17 protein-coding genes and 3 pseudogenes are annotated in these 17738 nt (G+C 70.4%); 11 read left to right on the top strand and 9 right to left on the bottom strand.

Annotation, left to right across the window (positions count from 1 at the left end; translation table 11 throughout):
- Window positions 1-2: 2 nt before the first annotated feature.
- Both ACWGJM_RS35430 and ACWGJM_RS35425 read left to right on the top strand, forming a co-directional pair.
- Window positions 3-359: pseudogene (locus ACWGJM_RS35430) on the top strand (glycosyltransferase); the annotation flags it as partial.
- Between the two features lie 92 nt (window positions 360-451).
- Window positions 452-1057 (top strand): annotated as a pseudogene (locus tag ACWGJM_RS35425) (glycosyltransferase); the annotation flags it as partial.
- 24 nt (window positions 1058-1081) lie between these two features.
- Here the strand turns inward: ACWGJM_RS35425 and ACWGJM_RS35420 are convergent.
- Both ACWGJM_RS35420 and ACWGJM_RS35415 read right to left on the bottom strand, forming a co-directional pair.
- The gene (locus ACWGJM_RS35420; protein ID WP_453415911.1) at window positions 1082-1357 is read right to left on the bottom strand and encodes a hypothetical protein; all 276 of its coding nucleotides are present in this window, start codon (window positions 1355-1357) and stop codon (window positions 1082-1084) included.
- 1 nt (window position 1358) lies between these two features.
- A complete protein-coding gene (locus tag ACWGJM_RS35415; protein ID WP_453415867.1) occupies window positions 1359-1928 on the bottom strand; it encodes a dihydrofolate reductase family protein in 570 nt (189 codons plus the stop codon).
- 146 nt (window positions 1929-2074) lie between these two features.
- Between ACWGJM_RS35415 and ACWGJM_RS35410 the strand changes: the two genes are divergently transcribed.
- Window positions 2075-2656 (top strand): TetR/AcrR family transcriptional regulator, encoded by a 582-nt coding sequence (locus tag ACWGJM_RS35410; RefSeq protein WP_453415866.1) that lies wholly within the window; start codon window positions 2075-2077, stop codon window positions 2654-2656.
- Window positions 2657-2694: 38 nt separating this feature from the next.
- On the opposite strand, the pseudogene ACWGJM_RS35405 reads toward ACWGJM_RS35410, so the two are convergent.
- The 7 genes and pseudogenes from ACWGJM_RS35405 to ACWGJM_RS35375 form a co-directional block, all read right to left on the bottom strand.
- Window positions 2695-2829 (bottom strand): annotated as a pseudogene (locus ACWGJM_RS35405) (MarR family transcriptional regulator); the annotation flags it as partial.
- A complete protein-coding gene (locus ACWGJM_RS35400) occupies window positions 2808-2990 on the bottom strand; it encodes a hypothetical protein (RefSeq protein ID WP_453415865.1) in 183 nt (60 codons plus the stop codon). The pseudogene ACWGJM_RS35405 and the gene ACWGJM_RS35400, both read right to left, overlap by 22 nt.
- A gap of 125 nt (window positions 2991-3115) precedes the next feature.
- Window positions 3116-3667, bottom strand: coding sequence for a hypothetical protein (locus tag ACWGJM_RS35395; protein ID WP_453415864.1), 552 nt, complete (start codon window positions 3665-3667; stop codon window positions 3116-3118).
- A gap of 195 nt (window positions 3668-3862) precedes the next feature.
- Window positions 3863-4309 carry a hypothetical protein gene (locus ACWGJM_RS35390; protein WP_453415863.1) on the bottom strand — a complete coding sequence of 149 codons (447 nt, stop codon included), beginning with the start codon at window positions 4307-4309 and terminating at the stop codon, window positions 3863-3865.
- A gap of 112 nt (window positions 4310-4421) precedes the next feature.
- Window positions 4422-5519, bottom strand: a complete 1098-nt coding sequence (locus tag ACWGJM_RS35385) for a 2-oxoacid:ferredoxin oxidoreductase subunit beta (protein WP_453415862.1) — start codon at window positions 5517-5519, stop codon at window positions 4422-4424.
- Window positions 5512-7410, bottom strand: coding sequence for a 2-oxoacid:acceptor oxidoreductase subunit alpha (locus ACWGJM_RS35380; RefSeq protein ID WP_453415861.1), 1899 nt, complete (start codon window positions 7408-7410; stop codon window positions 5512-5514). The genes ACWGJM_RS35385 and ACWGJM_RS35380 overlap by 8 nt, the downstream gene beginning before the upstream one ends.
- 453 nt (window positions 7411-7863) lie before the next feature.
- A complete protein-coding gene (locus ACWGJM_RS35375) occupies window positions 7864-9333 on the bottom strand; it encodes an MFS transporter (protein WP_453415860.1) in 1470 nt (489 codons plus the stop codon).
- Between the two features lie 562 nt (window positions 9334-9895).
- Here ACWGJM_RS35375 and ACWGJM_RS35370 point away from each other — a divergent pair.
- Genes ACWGJM_RS35370 through ACWGJM_RS35335 form a run of 8 tightly spaced genes read left to right on the top strand, consistent with a single transcriptional unit; the run spans window position 9896 to window position 17664 of the window.
- Entirely contained in the window at window positions 9896-10966 is a 1071-nt protein-coding gene (locus ACWGJM_RS35370) for a ketoacyl-ACP synthase III family protein (RefSeq protein ID WP_453415859.1), read from the top strand.
- Entirely contained in the window at window positions 10966-11958 is a 993-nt protein-coding gene (locus tag ACWGJM_RS35365; protein ID WP_453415858.1) for a 3-oxoacyl-ACP synthase III family protein, read from the top strand. The genes ACWGJM_RS35370 and ACWGJM_RS35365 overlap by 1 nt, the downstream gene beginning before the upstream one ends.
- Before the next feature lie 50 nt (window positions 11959-12008).
- The gene (locus tag ACWGJM_RS35360; RefSeq protein WP_453415857.1) at window positions 12009-12896 is read left to right on the top strand and encodes a Phenylacetic acid catabolic protein; all 888 of its coding nucleotides are present in this window, start codon (window positions 12009-12011) and stop codon (window positions 12894-12896) included.
- Window positions 12896-13933: a Phenylacetic acid catabolic protein gene (locus tag ACWGJM_RS35355; RefSeq protein ID WP_453415856.1), complete on the top strand. Its 1038-nt coding sequence runs from the start codon at window positions 12896-12898 to the stop codon at window positions 13931-13933. Before ACWGJM_RS35360 ends, ACWGJM_RS35355 begins: the two co-directional genes overlap by 1 nt.
- Complete coding sequence (locus ACWGJM_RS35350) at window positions 13930-14418, top strand: PaaD-like zinc ribbon domain-containing protein (RefSeq protein ID WP_453415855.1); 489 nt, start codon at window positions 13930-13932, stop codon at window positions 14416-14418. The genes ACWGJM_RS35355 and ACWGJM_RS35350 overlap by 4 nt, the downstream gene beginning before the upstream one ends.
- Window positions 14415-15158, top strand: coding sequence for an SDR family NAD(P)-dependent oxidoreductase (locus ACWGJM_RS35345; RefSeq protein WP_453415854.1), 744 nt, complete (start codon window positions 14415-14417; stop codon window positions 15156-15158). Before ACWGJM_RS35350 ends, ACWGJM_RS35345 begins: the two co-directional genes overlap by 4 nt.
- Window positions 15155-15955 carry an enoyl-CoA hydratase/isomerase family protein gene (locus ACWGJM_RS35340; protein ID WP_453415853.1) on the top strand — a complete coding sequence of 267 codons (801 nt, stop codon included), beginning with the start codon at window positions 15155-15157 and terminating at the stop codon, window positions 15953-15955. Before ACWGJM_RS35345 ends, ACWGJM_RS35340 begins: the two co-directional genes overlap by 4 nt.
- A gap of 5 nt (window positions 15956-15960) precedes the next feature.
- Window positions 15961-17664, top strand: coding sequence for an AMP-binding protein (locus ACWGJM_RS35335; RefSeq protein WP_453415852.1), 1704 nt, complete (start codon window positions 15961-15963; stop codon window positions 17662-17664).
- Window positions 17665-17738: the final 74 nt, after the last annotated feature.

Genomic DNA, 17738 nt, shown 5'->3' with positions numbered 1-17738 from the left:
ACATGCCCGGCACCCCTCCGCTGAACATCGCGATGATCTCGACGCCCTGGTTCGAACTCCCGCCGACCGGCTACGGAGGCACCGAGGCGATGTGCGCGGCCCTGGTCGACGGGCTCGTCGAATTGGGCCACCGGGTCACCGTCATCGGCGTGGGACACAACGGAACCCTGGGCCGCTTCGTCGCCACCTACGAAACCCCCCAGGGCGACCACCTGGGATCTGTCGGGCCGGAAGTGGTGCATGCCGCACGAGCGGCCAGAACTCTGGCCTCTCTTCATCCCAACTTCATCCACGACCACAGCACCGCAGGCCCCCTTCAGGCACAGCAGCGCCGCGCCCCCACCGTGGTGACCGCGCACGGACCCGTTTCCGGAGCAACCGGCGAGTACTACCGCGCCCTGGGCGACACGGTGCATCTGGTGACCCTCTCCACAAGGGCCGCCACGCCGTCTTCCTCGGCCGACTCGCCGCGGACAAGGGAGTCCACCTGGCCATTGACGCAGCCCGCCAGGCGGACATGCCGATCGTCATCGCCGGCGCGTGCAACGACCCGGCGGAGCGCCCCTATGTCGACGCAGAGGTCTGGCCCCGGCTGGGCGAGGACGCCCGATGGATCGGCGAAGCCGATCACGCCACCAAACTCGACCTGCTCGCCTACGCCCGGTGCCTTGTCTTCCCTATCTGTTGGGAGGAGCCCTTCGGCATGGTCATGGTGGAGGCCATGGCATGCGGCACACCAGTCGTCGCCCTGCGCCGCGGCTCAGTACCGGAAATCGTCGATGACGGCGTCACCGGCTTCATCTGCGACCGGCCCGGACAACTGCCCGCCGCGCTCTGCTCCGTCGACCGTCTCTCTCCGCAGGCCTGCCGGGAACGAGTACGCCACCGGTTCGACACCCGTCGATCAACGTCCCGCTCAACGACGAACTGGCTTCCGCCGGCCGGCCGGACCGGCTGTCGTGAACAACGACTCCTTTCGCGAAAGACCGCCCCCTTATATGCGGAACGCTTCGCTCAATGGGTTGCACGGCGTCGCCGGAAGATCACCAGGTGGTGATGACGAACATCGCCAGGTACAGGATCAGCGCGGCGATACGCACGCGACGACCTTGTGTGCTCCGCGCGTCCACAGGGCGGCGGCGGCAACTCTCAGTGACACGATCGCCCCGAGGAAGCACATCATGAACCATCCGTTGAGGGTCGCCTCGTTGTTCTGCTGCATCGCGGTGACGAACGTGCGGTCGTCGCCGCGATGCAGACCGGGCATGACGGCGTAGGCGAAGGCGGCGAAGAGACCGGCCATCAGACCTGTGGCCACGGTGGCCGCCAGCAGTGACGGGGTGGCGAGCACTCTCATGTCACTTCCTCGTGTAGGTGACGATGCTGACGCCGGAGTCGAAGCTGCGGCGCGCGGTCCGCAGAAAGCCGGTGGGGGCGAACGGGCCGTCGAACAGCGGGATGCCGGTGCCGATGACGACCGGATTCCGCTTGATGATCAGTTCGTCGATCTCGTCGCGGAGCGCGGCGGCCAGCTTGCCGCCGCCGGCGAGCCAGACGTCCATGCCGTCCTGCTTCTTCAGGTCGCGCACCAGCGCGGCCGGGTCGTCGGCGACGATCTCCACCTCCGGGTCGGGGGAGACCAGGGTGCGGGAGACGACGTACTGCTTCAGGTGGGCGTAAGGGCTGGTGATGCCTGCCTTCAAGGCCGGCTCATAGGTGCCACGACCCATGATCACGGTGTCGAAGTGCCGGTGCGGGGCGGCGGTCAGGCCGAGCGGCCCACGGACGTGCACCGGCATGGTCTCGGGATACTCGGCGAGGATCGCCTCCTGGACCTCCCCCTCGAAGGGGAAGAAGTCGTAACTGCCGTCCGGGCCGGCGATGTAGCCGTCGAGGCTGGCAGCGACGTAGTAGGTGAGCTTGCGCATCCGGTCTCTCTTCCATGGGGCCGACGCGGGCGTGGGCGAGCCGTCCGGCTCCCCGTGTGCCACGCCAATTGGTGTACTGTGGTTGCAGTGGTTTGAACTTAGTACTGCAAACGCAGTGGTGTCAATGAGTTTCTCAGGAGCTGTCGATGCGTCAGAACCCGGCCCGCCGCACCGCCTTGCTCGATGCCGCCATCGAGGTCCTCGCCCGCGAGGGCTCCCGGGGCCTGACGCTGCGCGCCGTCGACAAGGAGGCGGCCGTGCCCACCGGGACGGCGTCCAACTACTTCGCCAATCGCGCCGACATGCTGGCCCAGGTCATGGGACGCACCCGCGAGCGCCTGACCCCCGATCCGGCCGAGCTGGCCGACACGATGAACGCCGAGCCATCACACGAGCTGGTCAAAACCCTGCTGCTACAGCTCCTCAACCGCATGCGCCGCGAACGCAGCAGCCACCTGGCCATGCTCGAACTGCGCCTGGAGGCCACCCGGCGGCCCGAACTCCACACTCAGCTGACGCGTTTCTTCACCGACGAGCTCGACGCCAACATCGGCTTCCACCTGGGCTGTGGCCTGCCCGGCGACCGCACCGGGGTGGTCCTGCTCTACCTGGCCATGCTGGGGCTGATCGTCGACGACCTGACCGTTCCGGAACTCCTCACGCCGCACCGGCTCGATGCCCTGATCGACGCCATGGTGACGCGCCTCCTCCCGGCAGAAGCCACCTGAGCGACGCACCCTCGGTGCCTGTCGGTTCTGAGCGCGGCTCAGTCAGTGCCGTCCGAGGTCGTTTTGGGTTTCGTGTAAAGGACCTCGCGGGCCTGCTCCGCGGCGCGGGTGAAGCTCTCACCGACGAAGTCGACGAAACGGGCGATGTTCTTCAGGCGGACGGCGGCCGGGGTGTCAGCCGCACCACGGTGGGCAGATCACCGCACGGCCCGTAGGGTCCGGCGTGGCTGATGCCCGCCCGCAACGCCGCCAGCACCACGTCACGAGCCGGCTCATGCGGGGTGACAGCCACCCCCAGGATCACCTTCGTCGCAACATCGACGAACCACGTCACCCACGGACACACCGCCTGGCCCTCGACATCCACCCGCACCGGAACTTTCGGCGGTTGCCGACCTCGTAGAGGCGCGGCATGCCGTCGTCGCCCAGGTGCACCTCGACCTCTCCCGTCTCGCGCGTTCAGCCTCGGCCATCGACCAGCTCTCCCCCTTCGAATTCGTCGTCTGCCCTCGGTGCATGCAGTCCCTTGCGGCCCGGGCCGTCGAGGGTGGCCACTGCCTCGTCTGCCTGCAACCCGACCCCGTCGATGCCGACGTCGACCCGGCAGCCGTCGAAGAGACCCGCACGGCCCTGCAACAGCAGCTCGAAGACGCGGGCCCCACGTCTTGGACCGGGTGTGACCGAGGGGGTCCTCGGTCCGCTTGATACGCGCCAGCAGCCGTCGACGGTCTTGAAGGTGTTCTTGCCGCGCGGGTCGGTGATGCGGACGGTGCCCTCGGTGGTGGTCTGGTCCTGGCCCAGCAGCCAGTGGAAGGCGGTGGTGTTGCCGGCGCCGGTGGCTGGAGGTGACCTTGGTGCTGTCCCAGGTGAACGTAATCTGACGGCCCTCCGGTGCACGGAGTCCGCGTCGGATCTGAATCGGTCGCAGAAGGTCACGCCCACGAAGGTGTTGTCCTGGCAGCGGATGGTCACGCTGGCCTTGTCGTTGGTGTCGGCGCCCAGAGAGGTCATGGGCGGAACGCTAGGCCAGCGTCGCGTTCGACGTCATCGGGATTCTCCTCCACCCGGCGCTGAGTACGACGACCGTAGAGAGCCAGGCGCGGCGGCGGCTCAGAAGGGCGAGAAAACAGCAGACGGCCAAGGTTCTGAGACACACAGTCAGATGGCTCGCAGCAACCGAGATTGGCCCGCCTTCGGCGAGACGGGTCAGTCGATGCCCTGACTGCTCTCGGCCACATTCGCCGAGGTCTTCACACTCTGCGCGTCGATCACGGCCGCGGTGGGCTCCACGCTGCGGCCGTGCGCGCGACGGATCCTGACCGGTAACAGGTTGTGGACCTGCTGGGTCGTGCCCTCGGCTTCTCCCTTCGCGTAGTAGTAGTGCCAGGGCCAGGCCGTGCTGCGGGCCACGACCCCGGTCATCAGTCTCCCGCTGTCCAGGCTGGAGCACGATCTGGAGGACGTGCAGGCGGCGAAGGACCTGATCCTGCGCCGCAAGGTGAGCAACCGGCGGAGCGCGATACGCACACCGCAGTACCGGGCCCCAGCCCAGTCGCGTACGAACCCGCGCGCCCTGCCCCGCTCCTCCGCGTCCAGCACATCCCGGCCGCCGTCCGCCGCGTCACCGGTCCACGGAAGGTCGATCAGCCCCACCTGCACCGCTCCCGGCGGGCCCGCCCCATGAGCGGGCAGCGGGCTCTCGCCACAGCGGATTAGGTTCCCGCTGGTACCCATGTCCTGTCCCCCCGCTGCATTTTGACGGTCGTCATAGCGGGCGGCGGCCCGGAGCCGACCGCACAGTCCAGGTGTCGCCGCCGGCGAGGAGGGCAGCGAGGTCGCCCTTGCCCTGCATCTCAACAGCGGTGTCGAGCTGCAGGGCCATCTCGGTGTCGTAGACCGGGCGGTCGACCGAGCGCAGTACGCCGATGGGGGTGTGGTGCAAGGTGGCCGGGTCGGCGAGGCGGGAGAGCGCGAAGGCCGTGGCCGGGGACGCCGCGTGGGCATCGTGGATGAGGATTCGCGCCTCGTTCTCCGGGGTGACGTCGACGATCTGCAGGTCGCCGGTGGCGGGGTCCCGCACGACGCCCTTGGCGCCCTTCTCGTCCGCGAGAGGCGTGCCGAAGCGGATCGGCTCGCCGTGCTCGAGGCGGATGACGGCCTCCTGGGCCTGCTCCTTGTCCTTGAGGACTTCGAAGGCGCCGTCGTTGAAGATGTTGCAGTTCTGGTAGATCTCCACCAGGGCGGTGCCGGGGTGGTCGGCGGCCTGCCGCAGGACCTCGGTGAGGTGTTTGCGGTCGGAGTCGACGGTGCGGGCGACGAAGGATGCCTCGGCGCCCAGGGCTAGGGAGACCGGGTTGAAGGGGGTGTCGAGGGAGCCCATCGGCGTCGACTTGGTGACCTTGCCGACTTCGGAGGTGGGCGAGTACTGGCCCTTGGTCAGTCCGTAGATCCGGTTGTTGAAGAGGAGGATCTTGAGGTTGACGTTGCGGCGCAGGGCGTGGATGAGGTGGTTGCCGCCGATGGACAGCGCGTCGCCGTCACCCGTGACCACCCACACCGACAGGTCACGGCGCGAGGCAGCAAGGCCGGTGGCGATGGCGGGGGCACGGCCGTGGATGGAGTGCATCCCGTAGGTGTTCATGTAGTACGGGAAGCGGGAGGAGCAGCCGATGCCGGAGACGAAGACGATGTTCTCCCTCGCCAGGCCGAGTTGGGGCATGAAGCCCTGCACGGCGGCGAGGACGGCGTAGTCACCGCAGCCGGGGCACCAGCGGACCTCCTGATCGGACTTGTAGTCCTTCATGGACTGCCTGGCCTCGGCCTTGGGGACCAGTTGCAGCAGTGCGTTTGCGGCGTCAGTCATCGATGGCCTCCTTCAGCACCGTGGCAAGCTGTTCCGCCTTGAACGGCATGCCGTTTACCTGGTTGTGGGAATGGGCGTCCACCAGGTATCGCGCGCGGATCAACGTGGCCAGCTGTCCGAGGTTCATCTCGGGGACGACGACGCGGTCGTACCGGGACAGGATCTCGCCGAGGTTGCGCGGGAAGGGGTTGAGGTGGCGAAGGTGTGCCTGCGCGATCGACTCGCCGGCCGCCCGCAGGCGTCGTACCGCCGCCGTGATCGGTCCGTACGTCGATCCCCAGCCCAGCACCAGCGTGCGGGCCCCGTGCGGGTCGTCCACGTCCAGAGCCGGTACGTCGATCCCGTCGATCTTGGCCTGCCGGGTGCGGACCATGAAGTCGTGGTTGGCCGGGTCGTAGGAGATGTTGCCCGAGCCGTCGGCCTTCTCGATGCCGCCGATACGGTGCTCGAGGCCCGGCGTGCCGGGGATGGCCCACGGCCGTGCCAGGGTGTGCTCGTCGCGCTTGTACGGCCAGAAGACCTCGGTGCCGTCGTCCAAAGTGTGGTTCGGCTCGGAGGCGAACTGCACGCGCAGGTCGGGCAGTTCACCGGTGTCCGGGATCCGCCAGGGCTCGGAGCCGTTGGCCAGGTACCCGTCCGACAGCAGCAGGACGGGAGTGCGGTACGTCAGCGCGATCCGGGCGGCGTCCAGCGCCGCGTCGAAGCAGTCCGACGGCGTGGCCGGGGCGATCAGCGGTACCGGCGCCTCGCCGTTGCGCCCGAACATCGCCTGGAGCAGGTCCGCCTGCTCGGTCTTGGTCGGCAGCCCGGTCGACGGCCCGCCTCGCTGGATGTCGATCACCAGCAGCGGCAGCTCCAGCGAGACCGCCAGGCCGATGGTCTCCGACTTCAGCGCGATCCCCGGACCCGAGGTCGTCGTCACGCCCAGCGAACCTCCGAAGGCCGCGCCCAGGGCGGCGCCGATGCCGGCGATCTCGTCCTCGGCCTGGAAGGTGCGTACGCCGAAGTTCTTGTGCTTGCTCAGCTCGTGCAGTATGTCCGAGGCCGGGGTGATCGGATACGAGCCGAGGAACAGCGGCAGGTCCGCCTGGCGGGACGCGGCGACCAGCCCGTAGGACAGCGCGAGGTTGCCGGAGATGGAACGGTAGGTACCCGGCGTAAACGCCTTCAGAGCCGGAGCCACCTCGTACGAGACCGCGAAGTCCTCGGTCGTCTCGCCGAAGTTCCAGCCCGCCCGGAAGGCGGCGATGTTCGCCTCGGCGATGGCCGGCTTCTTGGCGAACTTGCGCCGCAGGAAAGCTTCCGTGCCTTCCGTGGGCCGGTGGTACATCCACGACAGCAGGCCCAGCGCGAACATGTTCTTCGACCGGTCGGCGTCCTTGCGGGACAGCCCGTGCTCCTTCAGTGCCTCCACCGTCAGGGTCCCCAGCGGTACCGGATGCACGCTGTAGCCGTCCAGGGAGCCGTCCTCGAGCGGGCTTGTCCGATACCCGGCCTTGGCCAGTGCGCGCTCGGTGAACTCGTCGGTGTTGAGGATGATCTCGGCGCCGCGCGGCACGTCCGGCAGGTTCGCCTTCAAGGCGGCCGGGTTCATCGCGACCAGCACGTCCGGCGCGTCGCCGGGCGTGAGGATGTCGTGATCGGCGAAGTGCAGCTGGAAGGAGGACACGCCCGGCAGGGTTCCTGCGGGCGCCCGGATCTCCGCGGGGAAGTTCGGCAGCGTGGACAGGTCGTTGCCGAACGAGGCGGTCTGCGACGTGAAGCGATCGCCCGTCAGTTGCATGCCGTCGCCGGAGTCTCCCGCGAACCGGATGATCACCCGGTCCAGCCGGCGGACCTCCTTCGCGGGAGGCGCCTCGGCCTCGGCGGACGGGCTGGTCTGGACAAGCATCGGAAAGCTCCTGTCGTCCTTGATCTCGCGGATCGCGGTGCCGGAGGACGCCGTGCCCGGTCGTCAACCCCGTGGGAGAGGGGGATCGTGCCGCGGTCCCGGCAGGGGGACGGTTGAGCGATCGCTGTCGACGTCTCATCCGTCGGTTGCTGTCGCGGTGCCGTGGCGGGGGCGGTCGGCAGCGGCGGCCTCTTTGCCGGCCGTGCAGAGGGTGGCCGAGTCCAGGACGCCGTCCTGCGCCGCCTGCCCGGCCGCCCGCACACAGGATTTTCGCCAAGGCCGACGCACGGTCGGCGAGCGGGGCCGGCGAGCGCCGTCTCGCCGGCAAGCACGTGTAGGCGCCGTTCATGCCACCGGTGGTCCGCGTCGTGCAAACGCCGCGACACCCCCGTTCCGGGCGCCCGCACCGGTCGGGGCGCGGGAGCCCGGGTTACTCACTGGGTTGCAGCGGCGTCAGCCCGCCTGCGTGGCGGCATCGGTGACTTCCGGTGTCGACGCCGGGGTGGTGGCAGGCGTGGGGGCCGGCCGGGGCTGCTTCTTCAGGCCGAGTCCGATGAACGCGCCGCCGAGTGTCCCGACGGCCGCGACCCACCCTGCCATCCGCAGCCCGCCGACCAGCGCGTGCGGGTCGGGGTTGTGGCCGGCGTGCGCGTTGGCCACCGCGACCAGAGCCGCGAGGCCGAGGGCGCCGCCGATCTGACGGCACGTGGAGGCGAGCGCCGAGGCGACCCCCTGCTGGGCCGGTTCGGCCCCCGAGGACGCCACCGCGACGAAGAGCGACGGGAAGGCGAAGCCGCCGCCGGCGCCCCAGATCACGATCCCCGGCAGCAGTGCCCAGTAGGAGCCGTGTGTGGACATGCCGGCGATGATCGCGGCCAGTCCGACGGAGGTGCCTACGGTGCCGAGGAAGAGCGTCGTGCGGACCCCCAGCAGACCCAGCACCCGGGCGTTGAGCTTCATCGCCACCACCATGCAGATCACGGTCGGCGGCAGGAAGGCGATACCGGCGGCGAACGGGCTGTAGTTCAGCACGGACTGCAAGTAGGTGGTGAGCAGGTAGTACGTACCGCCCAGAGATGCCTGGAAGACGATCAACGCCAGCATGGGGACGTTCAGGCCCCGCAGGCGGAACAGCTTCAGGGGCACCAGGGGGTCGGCGGAGCGCTTCTCAATCAGCACGAAGACCGCCAGCAGCAGCGCGCCGGCCGCCAGAGCGCCGGCGCCCTCCAGCGAGCCCCAGCCCTTGGCCGGGCCGCTGACCAGGCCGAACACCAGCAGCGTCGAACCGATGGTGGCGACTACGGCACCGACGGCGTCGAAGCTGCGGCCGGTGCCGAGCGGGCGGTCGGGCGGCAGGATCCGGGTGGCGGCGAACGCCGCGATCAGCGCGAGCGGGACGTTGACGAAGAAGACCCAGCTCCAGCCGAAGGCACTGGTCAGCACCCCGCCGAACAGCGAGCCGGCCGCCAGGCCCGCGCTGCCGACGGCGCCCCACACGGACGTGGCCCGGTTGCGCTCCGGGCCCGGGGCGAACGTGGTGAAGATGAGCATCAGCGTCGCCGGCGTCAGCAGCGCACCGCCCACACCCTGCAGGGCACGAGCGGACACCAGGAGTCCGGCGTTCTCCGCGAGTCCGCCGGTGAGGGAGGAGAGCGCGTAGATGACGAGTCCGGTCACCAGCATGCGTCGCGGGCCGATCCGGTCGGCCGCGCGGCCTCCGAACAGCAGCAGTCCGCCCAGCGCGACCGCGTAGGCGCTGACGACCCACTGCAGCGACTGCGCGGAGAAGCCGAGCTGGCTGCCGATGTCCGGCAGCGCCACGTAGACGATGTTGTAGTCGATGGTGACGATGAACTGGGTGAACGCCAGCAGGGCGAGTGTGTACCCGGCCCACCGTGGCGATCGGGAGTCTGTGGTGGCCATGGGGTGGCTTCTTCCTTCGGGGTGAGCGGGGCGGTGGCCGCCCGAGGTGGGTTCTGCGCTCGAGAATAATCCCTTCGTGAAGGTATGTAAATCTGGGACGGGAGCCGGGATCGGCCAACTTCACCTCGGGATCGCACAGTTGAGGCACGCCACCCCGACCGCGGCACGGGCCGTACAGAGGGCCGGACCCCACCTTGTGCAAGTGAGGATGGTCCTCACTTGCACAGGGGCAGACGCCGCCGCGCGACACCGACGGCGCAAGACGGTGCTTGGCGCCACGGGTGGCGCCCGCAGGCCCAGTGCGCTCCAGTGCTCGCTCACGGGCGCCGCACCCCGTCGCAGTTACATACCTCTGCGAAGGTATGCGATTGTGGGCCGGAAGCCACTGGTGGCCCAGTGCGCCAACGACCACCCCGGTGGTCGACGACCTGCGTATCGCACGGCGCCTGGAACGGCGTGCCCCTCTTCCCGGCCGTACGAACTGCCGAGCACTCACCCGGCCCCCGCTCGTCGGCCGGCGACCCGCACTCGACACGGATCCCGAGCTTTCGAAGGAGCCTGCATGAAATTCGGAAACGATCTGCGGATCAAGACCGTGACCTCATGGTTTCCACCGGACCGCGAGAACGTCGAGGACGCCGTGGCGGCCGGGAAGCTGACCGACTCGGACGCGGAGCGGCTCGGCGTCAGCCACCTGCCGTTCTCGGCCACACTGTCCGCCCCCGAGATGGCGGCGGAGGCCGGCCGTGCCGCGCTGAGCAGGGCGGGCTGGAGCCCGTCCGCCATCGGTCTGGTCCTGCACACCTGGATCTACCACCAGGGCCATGACATGTGGTCGCCGCCGCACTACGTGGCCCAAGCGGTCGGCGCCGGGCACGCCACGCCCTACGGCGTCCAACAAGGCTGCAACGCCGGCGCGTTGGCCCTCCAGCTGGCCGGGATGCACCTGGACGCCGACGCCGGGCTCGGTGCCGTGCTCGTCACGACGGGCGACCGGTTCTGCCCTCCCGGAATGGACCGCTGGACCTCCGACTACGGGCTCGGCTTCGGTGACGCCGGGACCGCGGCCCTGGTGCATCGGGGCGACACGGAACCCGACGACTACGCCCTGCTGTCCCTGGCCACCGCGACCGACGCCCAGTTCGAGCTGATGATGCGGCACGGCAACGACTTCAGCCCGGCTCCCATGTGGCACGACGGCTTCATCGACCTGCGCACTCCCAAGAAGTCCTATCTGGCGCAGTACGGCAGGACGAAGTTCGAGACCATCGCCGGCCACAACATCCGCAAGGTGATCGCAGACAGTCTGCACGACGCGGGGCTGACGCCCGACGACCCGCGCATCAAGTACATCGCGCTGCCGCGGCTCGGGGCGAGCCTGCTCGACTCGATCTACGGCCCGGTGCTCAACGAGCTGCTCAAGGCCGAGGCCCTGCGCTTCGGCTCCGCCACCGGCCACCTGGGGTGCGGGGACTTCCTGGCGAACCTCGCCGACCTGCGCGACCAGGTGCCCCTCGAGCCGGGCGACGTCGCGTTGGTGATCAGCGGTGGGGCGGCCTGGACCTGGGCCTGCGCCGTCGTCCAGGTACCGGACGGGACATCGCACGACCAGGCTGCGGCGAAGGGCGTGTGATGGGCTTCGGATTCCTCGGCCTCGGCGGTCACGTGCCGCCGCTGGTCATCGACAATGCGCAGGTCGCCGAGTGGACGGGCGCGGAGGAGAACTGGATCGTCGAGCGGACCGGCATCCTGGAGCGCAGGTACCGGGAGCCCGGCACCGTCACCTCCGACCTGGCGCTGCACGCCGCGCGCGAGGCGCTGGGCGCGCTGCCGGAGGCGGTGGCCCGGCTCGGTGTGATGGTCGTGGCCACCTCGACCCCGGACCAGCCACAGCCCTCCACCGGGGCGATCCTGCAGAACAAGCTCGGCCTGTCCGACGTTGCGGCGTTCGACGTCAACGCGGTGTGCTCGGGCTTCCTGTACGCGCTGGCGGTCGCCGAATCGATGCTGTCGGCGCGGCTGGCCGGCCAGGGCGGCGATCACGCCCTGGTGGTCGGCACCGACATGTACTCCTCGCTGATGAACCGCTCCGACCGGCGCACCGTCAGCCTCTTCGGCGACGGGGCCGGTGCGGTACTGCTCGGCCCGGTGCCCGACGGATACGGCGTGCTGGGCTGGCGGCTGGTCGCCCACGGCGAACACCGCGAGCTGGTCGAGGTGCCCGCCGGCGGCACCCGTACGCCGCTGGATGCCCGCAGCCGGGAGGCGGGCGAGCACCTGTTCCGCATGCGGGGCCGCGAGGTGCGCGAGTACGCGCTCGGCGTGCTGCCCAAGGTCGTCGGCGAAGCGCTCGACTCGGCCGGCGTCCGGCTGGCGGACGTGGACCGCTTCATCCTGCACCAGGCCAACACCCGCCTGGTGGAAGCGTGCACGCGCGAACTCGGCGTCGACCCCGCCCGGGTGCCGCTGACCGCACCGCAGTTCGGCAACACCGCCACCGCCTCCATCCCTCTCACCCTGCGCGCGGAGAACGAACTGCGGCCGTTCCGCCAGGGCGAGCGCCTGGTGCTGGCCGGAGTGGGCGGCGGCATGACCGCGGGGGCCGTGGTCGTCCGCTGGTACTGAGCCCCGCGACACCGCTGCAAACCATGCAAGCGCTGCGAAAGGAACCAGACATGCCGACAGCGACAGCGGCCGGACTCCGCTGCTACGAACTGTGGGACCCGATGCCCGACGAGGTACGCGAGGGCGCACGGCGGTTCGCCACCGTCCAGGCTCTCAACGAGCTGGTGGGCGTGCTGCCGTTCGCCGAGTGGCTGGACCGCGCGCCCAGCTACACCAGGCGGCAGATGCTGATGGCCAAGGTCCAGGACGAGGTGGGCCACGGGCACGTGGCCGCACGGGTCGCCGAGGACCTGGGCATGCCACGCGAGCGGATCCTGGTGGACTACCTGGAGGGCCGCTCGAAGGTACACAACATCTTCCACTACTCCTTCGAGACCTGGGAGGAGTTCGGTCCGGGGCTCCTCCTGATGAACTCGGCGGCGATCTTCCAGTTCCGGTCGCTGATGAAGGGCGTCTACCTGCCGTACGCCCGGGCGCTGCGCAAGATCGAACGCGAGGAGTCCTTCCACTACCAGCACGCCCTGGACCTGACCCACGAGGTGCTGACGCACGGAGACGCCGACCAGCGCCGCCGCGTGCAGGAGGGGTTCGAGATGTGGCTGCCGCGGGTGCTCGCCTACCTCGGTCCCCCAGACACCGAGACACTGCACGCCAACCGCATGCACCAGATCGGCCTGAAGCCCGACGGCAACGACGAACTGCGCCAGGCCTGGCTCAGCAAGATCATTCCGGTCTTCCAGAAGCTCGGCGTGCACGTGGATCCCGCGCTGGCCCGCCAGACGCCCTCGGGCGCGTGGGAGTTCGCGATGCCCGACTGGGCCGAGGTGAAGAAGGTCATCGCAGGCGGCGGCCCCGCGTCGCAGCGCCGGCTGGACTGGGTGCGCGCCGCCCTGGACCGCAACACGCGATACCGGCGCGCGCTGCGGGGGGTGGCGTGATGCCGCACGTGCCCACCGACACCGACGTCTACGAGGTGTTCACGCAGACCGGCAGCGGCTCGCCGCTCAACCACGTCGGCTCGCTCGTCGCGCCGCGCCGGGACGCCGCCTGGCACCTGGCCAAGGAGACCTACGGGCGCCGCGACGACCTCTTTCGGCTCTGGGTGGTACGGCGCACCGACCTGATCGTCTCCAGCGCCGACGACCGCGGCCTGCTCGCCGCCAAGACCCGGATGCCGCACCGTCAGCCCGGCTTCCCCACCACCCGCCGCCGCGACCGCGCCGCTGCCCCGGACACCGCCCCGCAGCAGCGCTCCGAGGCCCCGCACGACAACGACACGCGCGAAAGCGCCGATCGCGCCCGGACCGGACTGTGGCTGGCACTCGCCGACGACCTGTTCGTGCTGGGCAACCGGCTGGGCGAACGCATCGTCGACTACATCGACCTGGAGGAGTCGCTGGCGGTCGGCTCGATCGGGCAGGAAGCGCTGGCACACGCCGAGACGATCCTGTCGCTGCACGGATTCGACGAGGCCGCCGCCGACACCCACTTCTTCGAACGGCCGCAGGAGCAGTGGCAGGTCTCCCGTGTCATCGGCCGGCTCGGCGACTGGCCGTCCACCGTGGCGTGCGGGCTGGTGATCGCCGCGGCCGTCAGCGTGCTCGCCGAGGAGCGCGCCGACGACGAGCCCGCGATCGCCGCCATCCGCGACGAACAACTGGTCCACCTGGACCACTGGCGGCGGTGGGCGCGGGCGCTGGCCGCCTGGCCCGAGACACATGAGGAGTTCACGCAGGCCTACGCCGACGTGACGCACTGCGCCGGCGACCTGTTCGGCGCCGCACCGCACGACGCCCGCACGGAAGCGCTGCATGAGCGTCTGGCCGCACTGGTCGGCGACAGCGGCGGCCCCGGCTCACGCCTGCCGCACCTGCCGGTGCCGCGAGCCGCGGGGATGGGCGGCAGCGTCCTGGCCGACTGCCTCGCACGCGGCCGCCTCGTCCGCGAGCACTACGACGCGGAGGTGTTCCTGTGAGCCCCGACCCGCTCACCGGCGTCGTCGCCGAGGTGCGCGATCCGGAGATCGACGTGAACCTGGGCGACCTCGGAGTGGTGCGCTCGGTGTCCCGGACCGAGGGCCGGATCGTGGTCCACCTCGCCCCCACCCGGCTCAGCTGCCCCGCCCGCGGCGAGATCGCCCGCCGGGTGCGCTCCGCCCTGACCGACGCCGCGCCGGGGCACGGAATCGAGATCGTGTGGGAGCGCGGCGCGTGGCAGCCCACGGCGGTGACCAGCGCCGGCCACGACGCCCTGCAAGCCGCCGGCTACCGCGTGGCGGGCAACACACCCCGATGCCCCTACTGCGCCGGCGACGACGTCGTACGGGCCGGCCGCTTCGGCGGCGCGGTCTGCAAGGTGCCCTACGACTGCCGCGGCTGCGGATCGCCCTTCGATGTGATCGGTACGGCCGGCTGCTCCGCCGTGCTCCCGGTCCCCGACGTCAGGCAAGGACAATCATGATGAGGCTCGCCGGAAAGACGGCCGTGATCACCGGGGGCTCCCGGGGACTGGGCCGGGCGATCGCGCAACGCTACCTGCTCGAGGGCGCGCAAGTGGTCTGCGCGGCACGCAACCCGTACGACATCAAGGAGGTCCTCGACCTCTCCCCCGGCCGCGGCGCCTACGTCCCGGTCGACGTCACCAGCCCAGACTCCGTCGCCGCACTGATGGCCGAGACCGCCGAGCGCTTCGGCGGCGTGGACATCCTGGTCGCCAACGCCGGCGTGAGCCGGGACGGACGGGTGGACCGGCTGCCGGTCGCCGACTGGCAGGACATGGTGGCCACCAACCTGACCGGGGTGTTCTTGTGCACCCAGGCGGCGATTCCCTACCTGGAACGCAGCCAGGCCGCCCGGATCGTCAACGTCTCCTCCAGCATGGCCACCCGGGTCGCCATCGGAGCGGCCGGATACTGCGCCACCAAGGCCGCGGTGGAGATGTTCACCCGCGTCAGCGCCATCGAGCTCGGCCCCCGCGGCATCCTGGTCAACTCCCTGGCCCCCGGCATCCTCGACGAGGGCATGGGCCAGCAGCTCACCGAGAACGACAAGATCTGGGCGCGCTACAAGACCCGGCTGGCGCTCGGCCGGCCCGGCGGCGCCGACGAGGCCGCCGACGCGGCCGTCTTCCTGGCCGGACCCGAATCGAGCTACGTCAACGGCCACGTCCTCGAAGTGAACGGAGGCCTGCTGTGGTCATGACGAGCACACCCACGGTAGAACGCCTCTCCGCGTGGCTGGACCTCGACGGAGCGTTGGGCATCCTGCGCCTGGACCGGCCGCCGCTGAACGTGCTCGACCGTGCGGCACAGTCCGCGCTGCGCGCCGCGGCCGAGCAGGCCTCAGCCGACGAGCGGGTCCGCTCGGTGGTCCTGCACGGCGGGCCCACGGCCTTCTCGGCAGGCGGCGACATCAAGGAGATGGCCGCGATGACGCACGCCGAGATGGTGCGGCACGCGCCGGTGCTCCAAGGCGCCTTCGACGCGGTGGCCGCCATCCCCAAACCGGTGGTGGCCGCGATCAACGGACCCGCCCTCGGCGGCGGTTTGGAGCTGGCACTGACCGCCGACGCCCGTATCTGCGGAACCGAGGCACGCCTGGGGCTGCCCGAGGTCCTGCTCGGCGTCATCCCCGGAGCCGGCGGCACCCAGCGGCTGCCGCGGCTGATCGGCCCCGCCAAGGCCAAGGAACTCATCTTCACCGGCCGCCAGGTCGGTGCCGACGAAGCCCTGGAGCTGGGCCTGGTGGACCAGGTCGTGCCGACCGACCAGGTGCTGCAGAGCGCGCTGCGGTGGGCGCGGCGCTTCGAAAAGGGCCCCGCACTGGCCCTGCACGCCGCCAAGACGGCCGTCGACCAGGGTCTGGCGACCGACCTCGCCTCCGGACTGGCCATCGAACGGTCGGTCTTCGCCGCCCTGTTCGCCACCGAGGACCGGCTGACCGGCATGCGGGGATTCGCCGCCGACGGGCCCGGCCGCGCCACCTTCAACGGGAGGTAGCCGTCATGCGTACAGCAACCGGCGCGTTCCAGCGCGCCCGCGACCACCTGCTGTCCTCCTACGGGGACCTGCCGCGCGCCCGCGCCTTCCCCCGGCCCGCGCTCGGCGAGACGTTCAGCTGGGTCGCGGACTGGTTCGACGTCATCTCCGACGGAAACGACGCCACCGCGCTGCGCGTGGTCGACCTCGACCGGCAGGGCGCGGTCCTCGCCGACACGGCACTGAGTTTCGCCGAACTGGCCGAGCGATCCCGGCGGGTCGCCGGATGGCTGCGGTCGATCGGCGTGCGGCGCGGTGACCGCGTCCTGCTCATGCTCGGCAACCGGGTGGAGCTGTGGGAATGCGTGCTGGCCGCGTTCCGGCTGGGCGCCGCGGTCATCCCCGCGGCTGTCCAGCTGACCCCCGACGACCTGGCCGAACGGTTGGAGCGCGGCGCGGTGCGGCACGTCATCGCGCAGTGCGACCTCACCGCCAAACTCGACGGCCTGCACGGCAGTTGGACCCGCGTCGCCGTCGGGGACCCAGTGGCGGGCTGGCAGGACTACCAGCGGGCCTACGCCGCCGCACCGCTGCGGGAAGCGGTACGGACCCGACCCGAGGAGCCGTCGCTCATCTATTTCACCTCGGGCACCACGGCCCGTCCCAAGATGGTCGGCCACACCGGGCTGAGCTATCCGGTCGGTCACCTGTCGACCATGTACTGGCTCGGTCTGCGCCCCGGTGACGTGCACCTGAACATCTCCTCGCCCGGGTGGGCGAAACACGCCTGGAGCTGTCTGTTCGCCCCCTGGAACGCGCAGGCGACGGTCCTGGTCGTCAACCAGCCCCGGTTCGCAGCCCGTCCGCTGCTGGAGATGATGTCGCGTTGCGCGGCGACCTCCTTCTGCGCGCCGCCCACCGTGTGGCGCAGCCTCATCCAGGAGGACCTCACCCGGTGGCCGATGCGGCTGCGCGAGGCGGTGGCCGCCGGGGAACCGCTCAACGCTGAGGTCGTGCACCGCATCCGCGACGCCTGGGGCGTCACGGTACGGGACGGCTACGGGCAGACCGAGACGACCGCCCAGATCGGCACCCCGCCGGGGATGCCGGCCGTGGAGGGCGCGTTGGGCTGGGCGCTGCCGGGCTACGACGTGGCGCTGCTGGACCCGCAGACCAACACCCCCGTCCCCGACGGCTCTGCCGAGGGCGAGATCTGCCTGCCGTTGGCCGGCCGGCCCCTGGGCCTGATGAGCGGCTACCTCGGCGATCCCGAGGCGACCGCACGCGCCATGCACGGCGGCCACTACCACACCGGCGACTTCGCCACTCGCGACGCCGAGGGCCTCTTCCGCTACCTGGGACGCGGCGACGACGTCTTCAAGGCGTCCGACTACCGCATCTCCCCCTTCGAACTGGAGAGCGTGCTGCTGCGGCACGCGGCCGTCGCCGACGCCGCGGTGGTGCCCTCACCCGAGCCGCTGCGCCTGGCCGTACCCAAGGCCTACATCGCACTCGCCGCCGACTACCGGGCGGAGGCGCAGACCGCGCAGCAGATCCTCGCGCACGCCCGCGAACACCTCGCTCCCTACAAGCGGATACGCCGGATCGAGTTCGCGGAACTGCCCAAGACCATCTCCGGCAAGACACAGCGGGCCGAACTGCGCCGGCGCGAGGAGCAGCGGCTCACGCGCTCGGCACAGGAGTGGTGGGAGGAGGACTTCCACAGCTAGCTCCCCGCCCTTCACCAGGTGGGGCGGCCGAGGCGATGGCGTGCGCCGCGCGTCAGGCGCACTTCATGCCATGG

This window comes from Streptomyces sp. NPDC054834 (assembly GCF_053611185.1).
The sequence above is the reverse complement of the archived record's forward strand: the minus strand, read 5'-3'. Positions and strand labels throughout refer to the sequence as shown.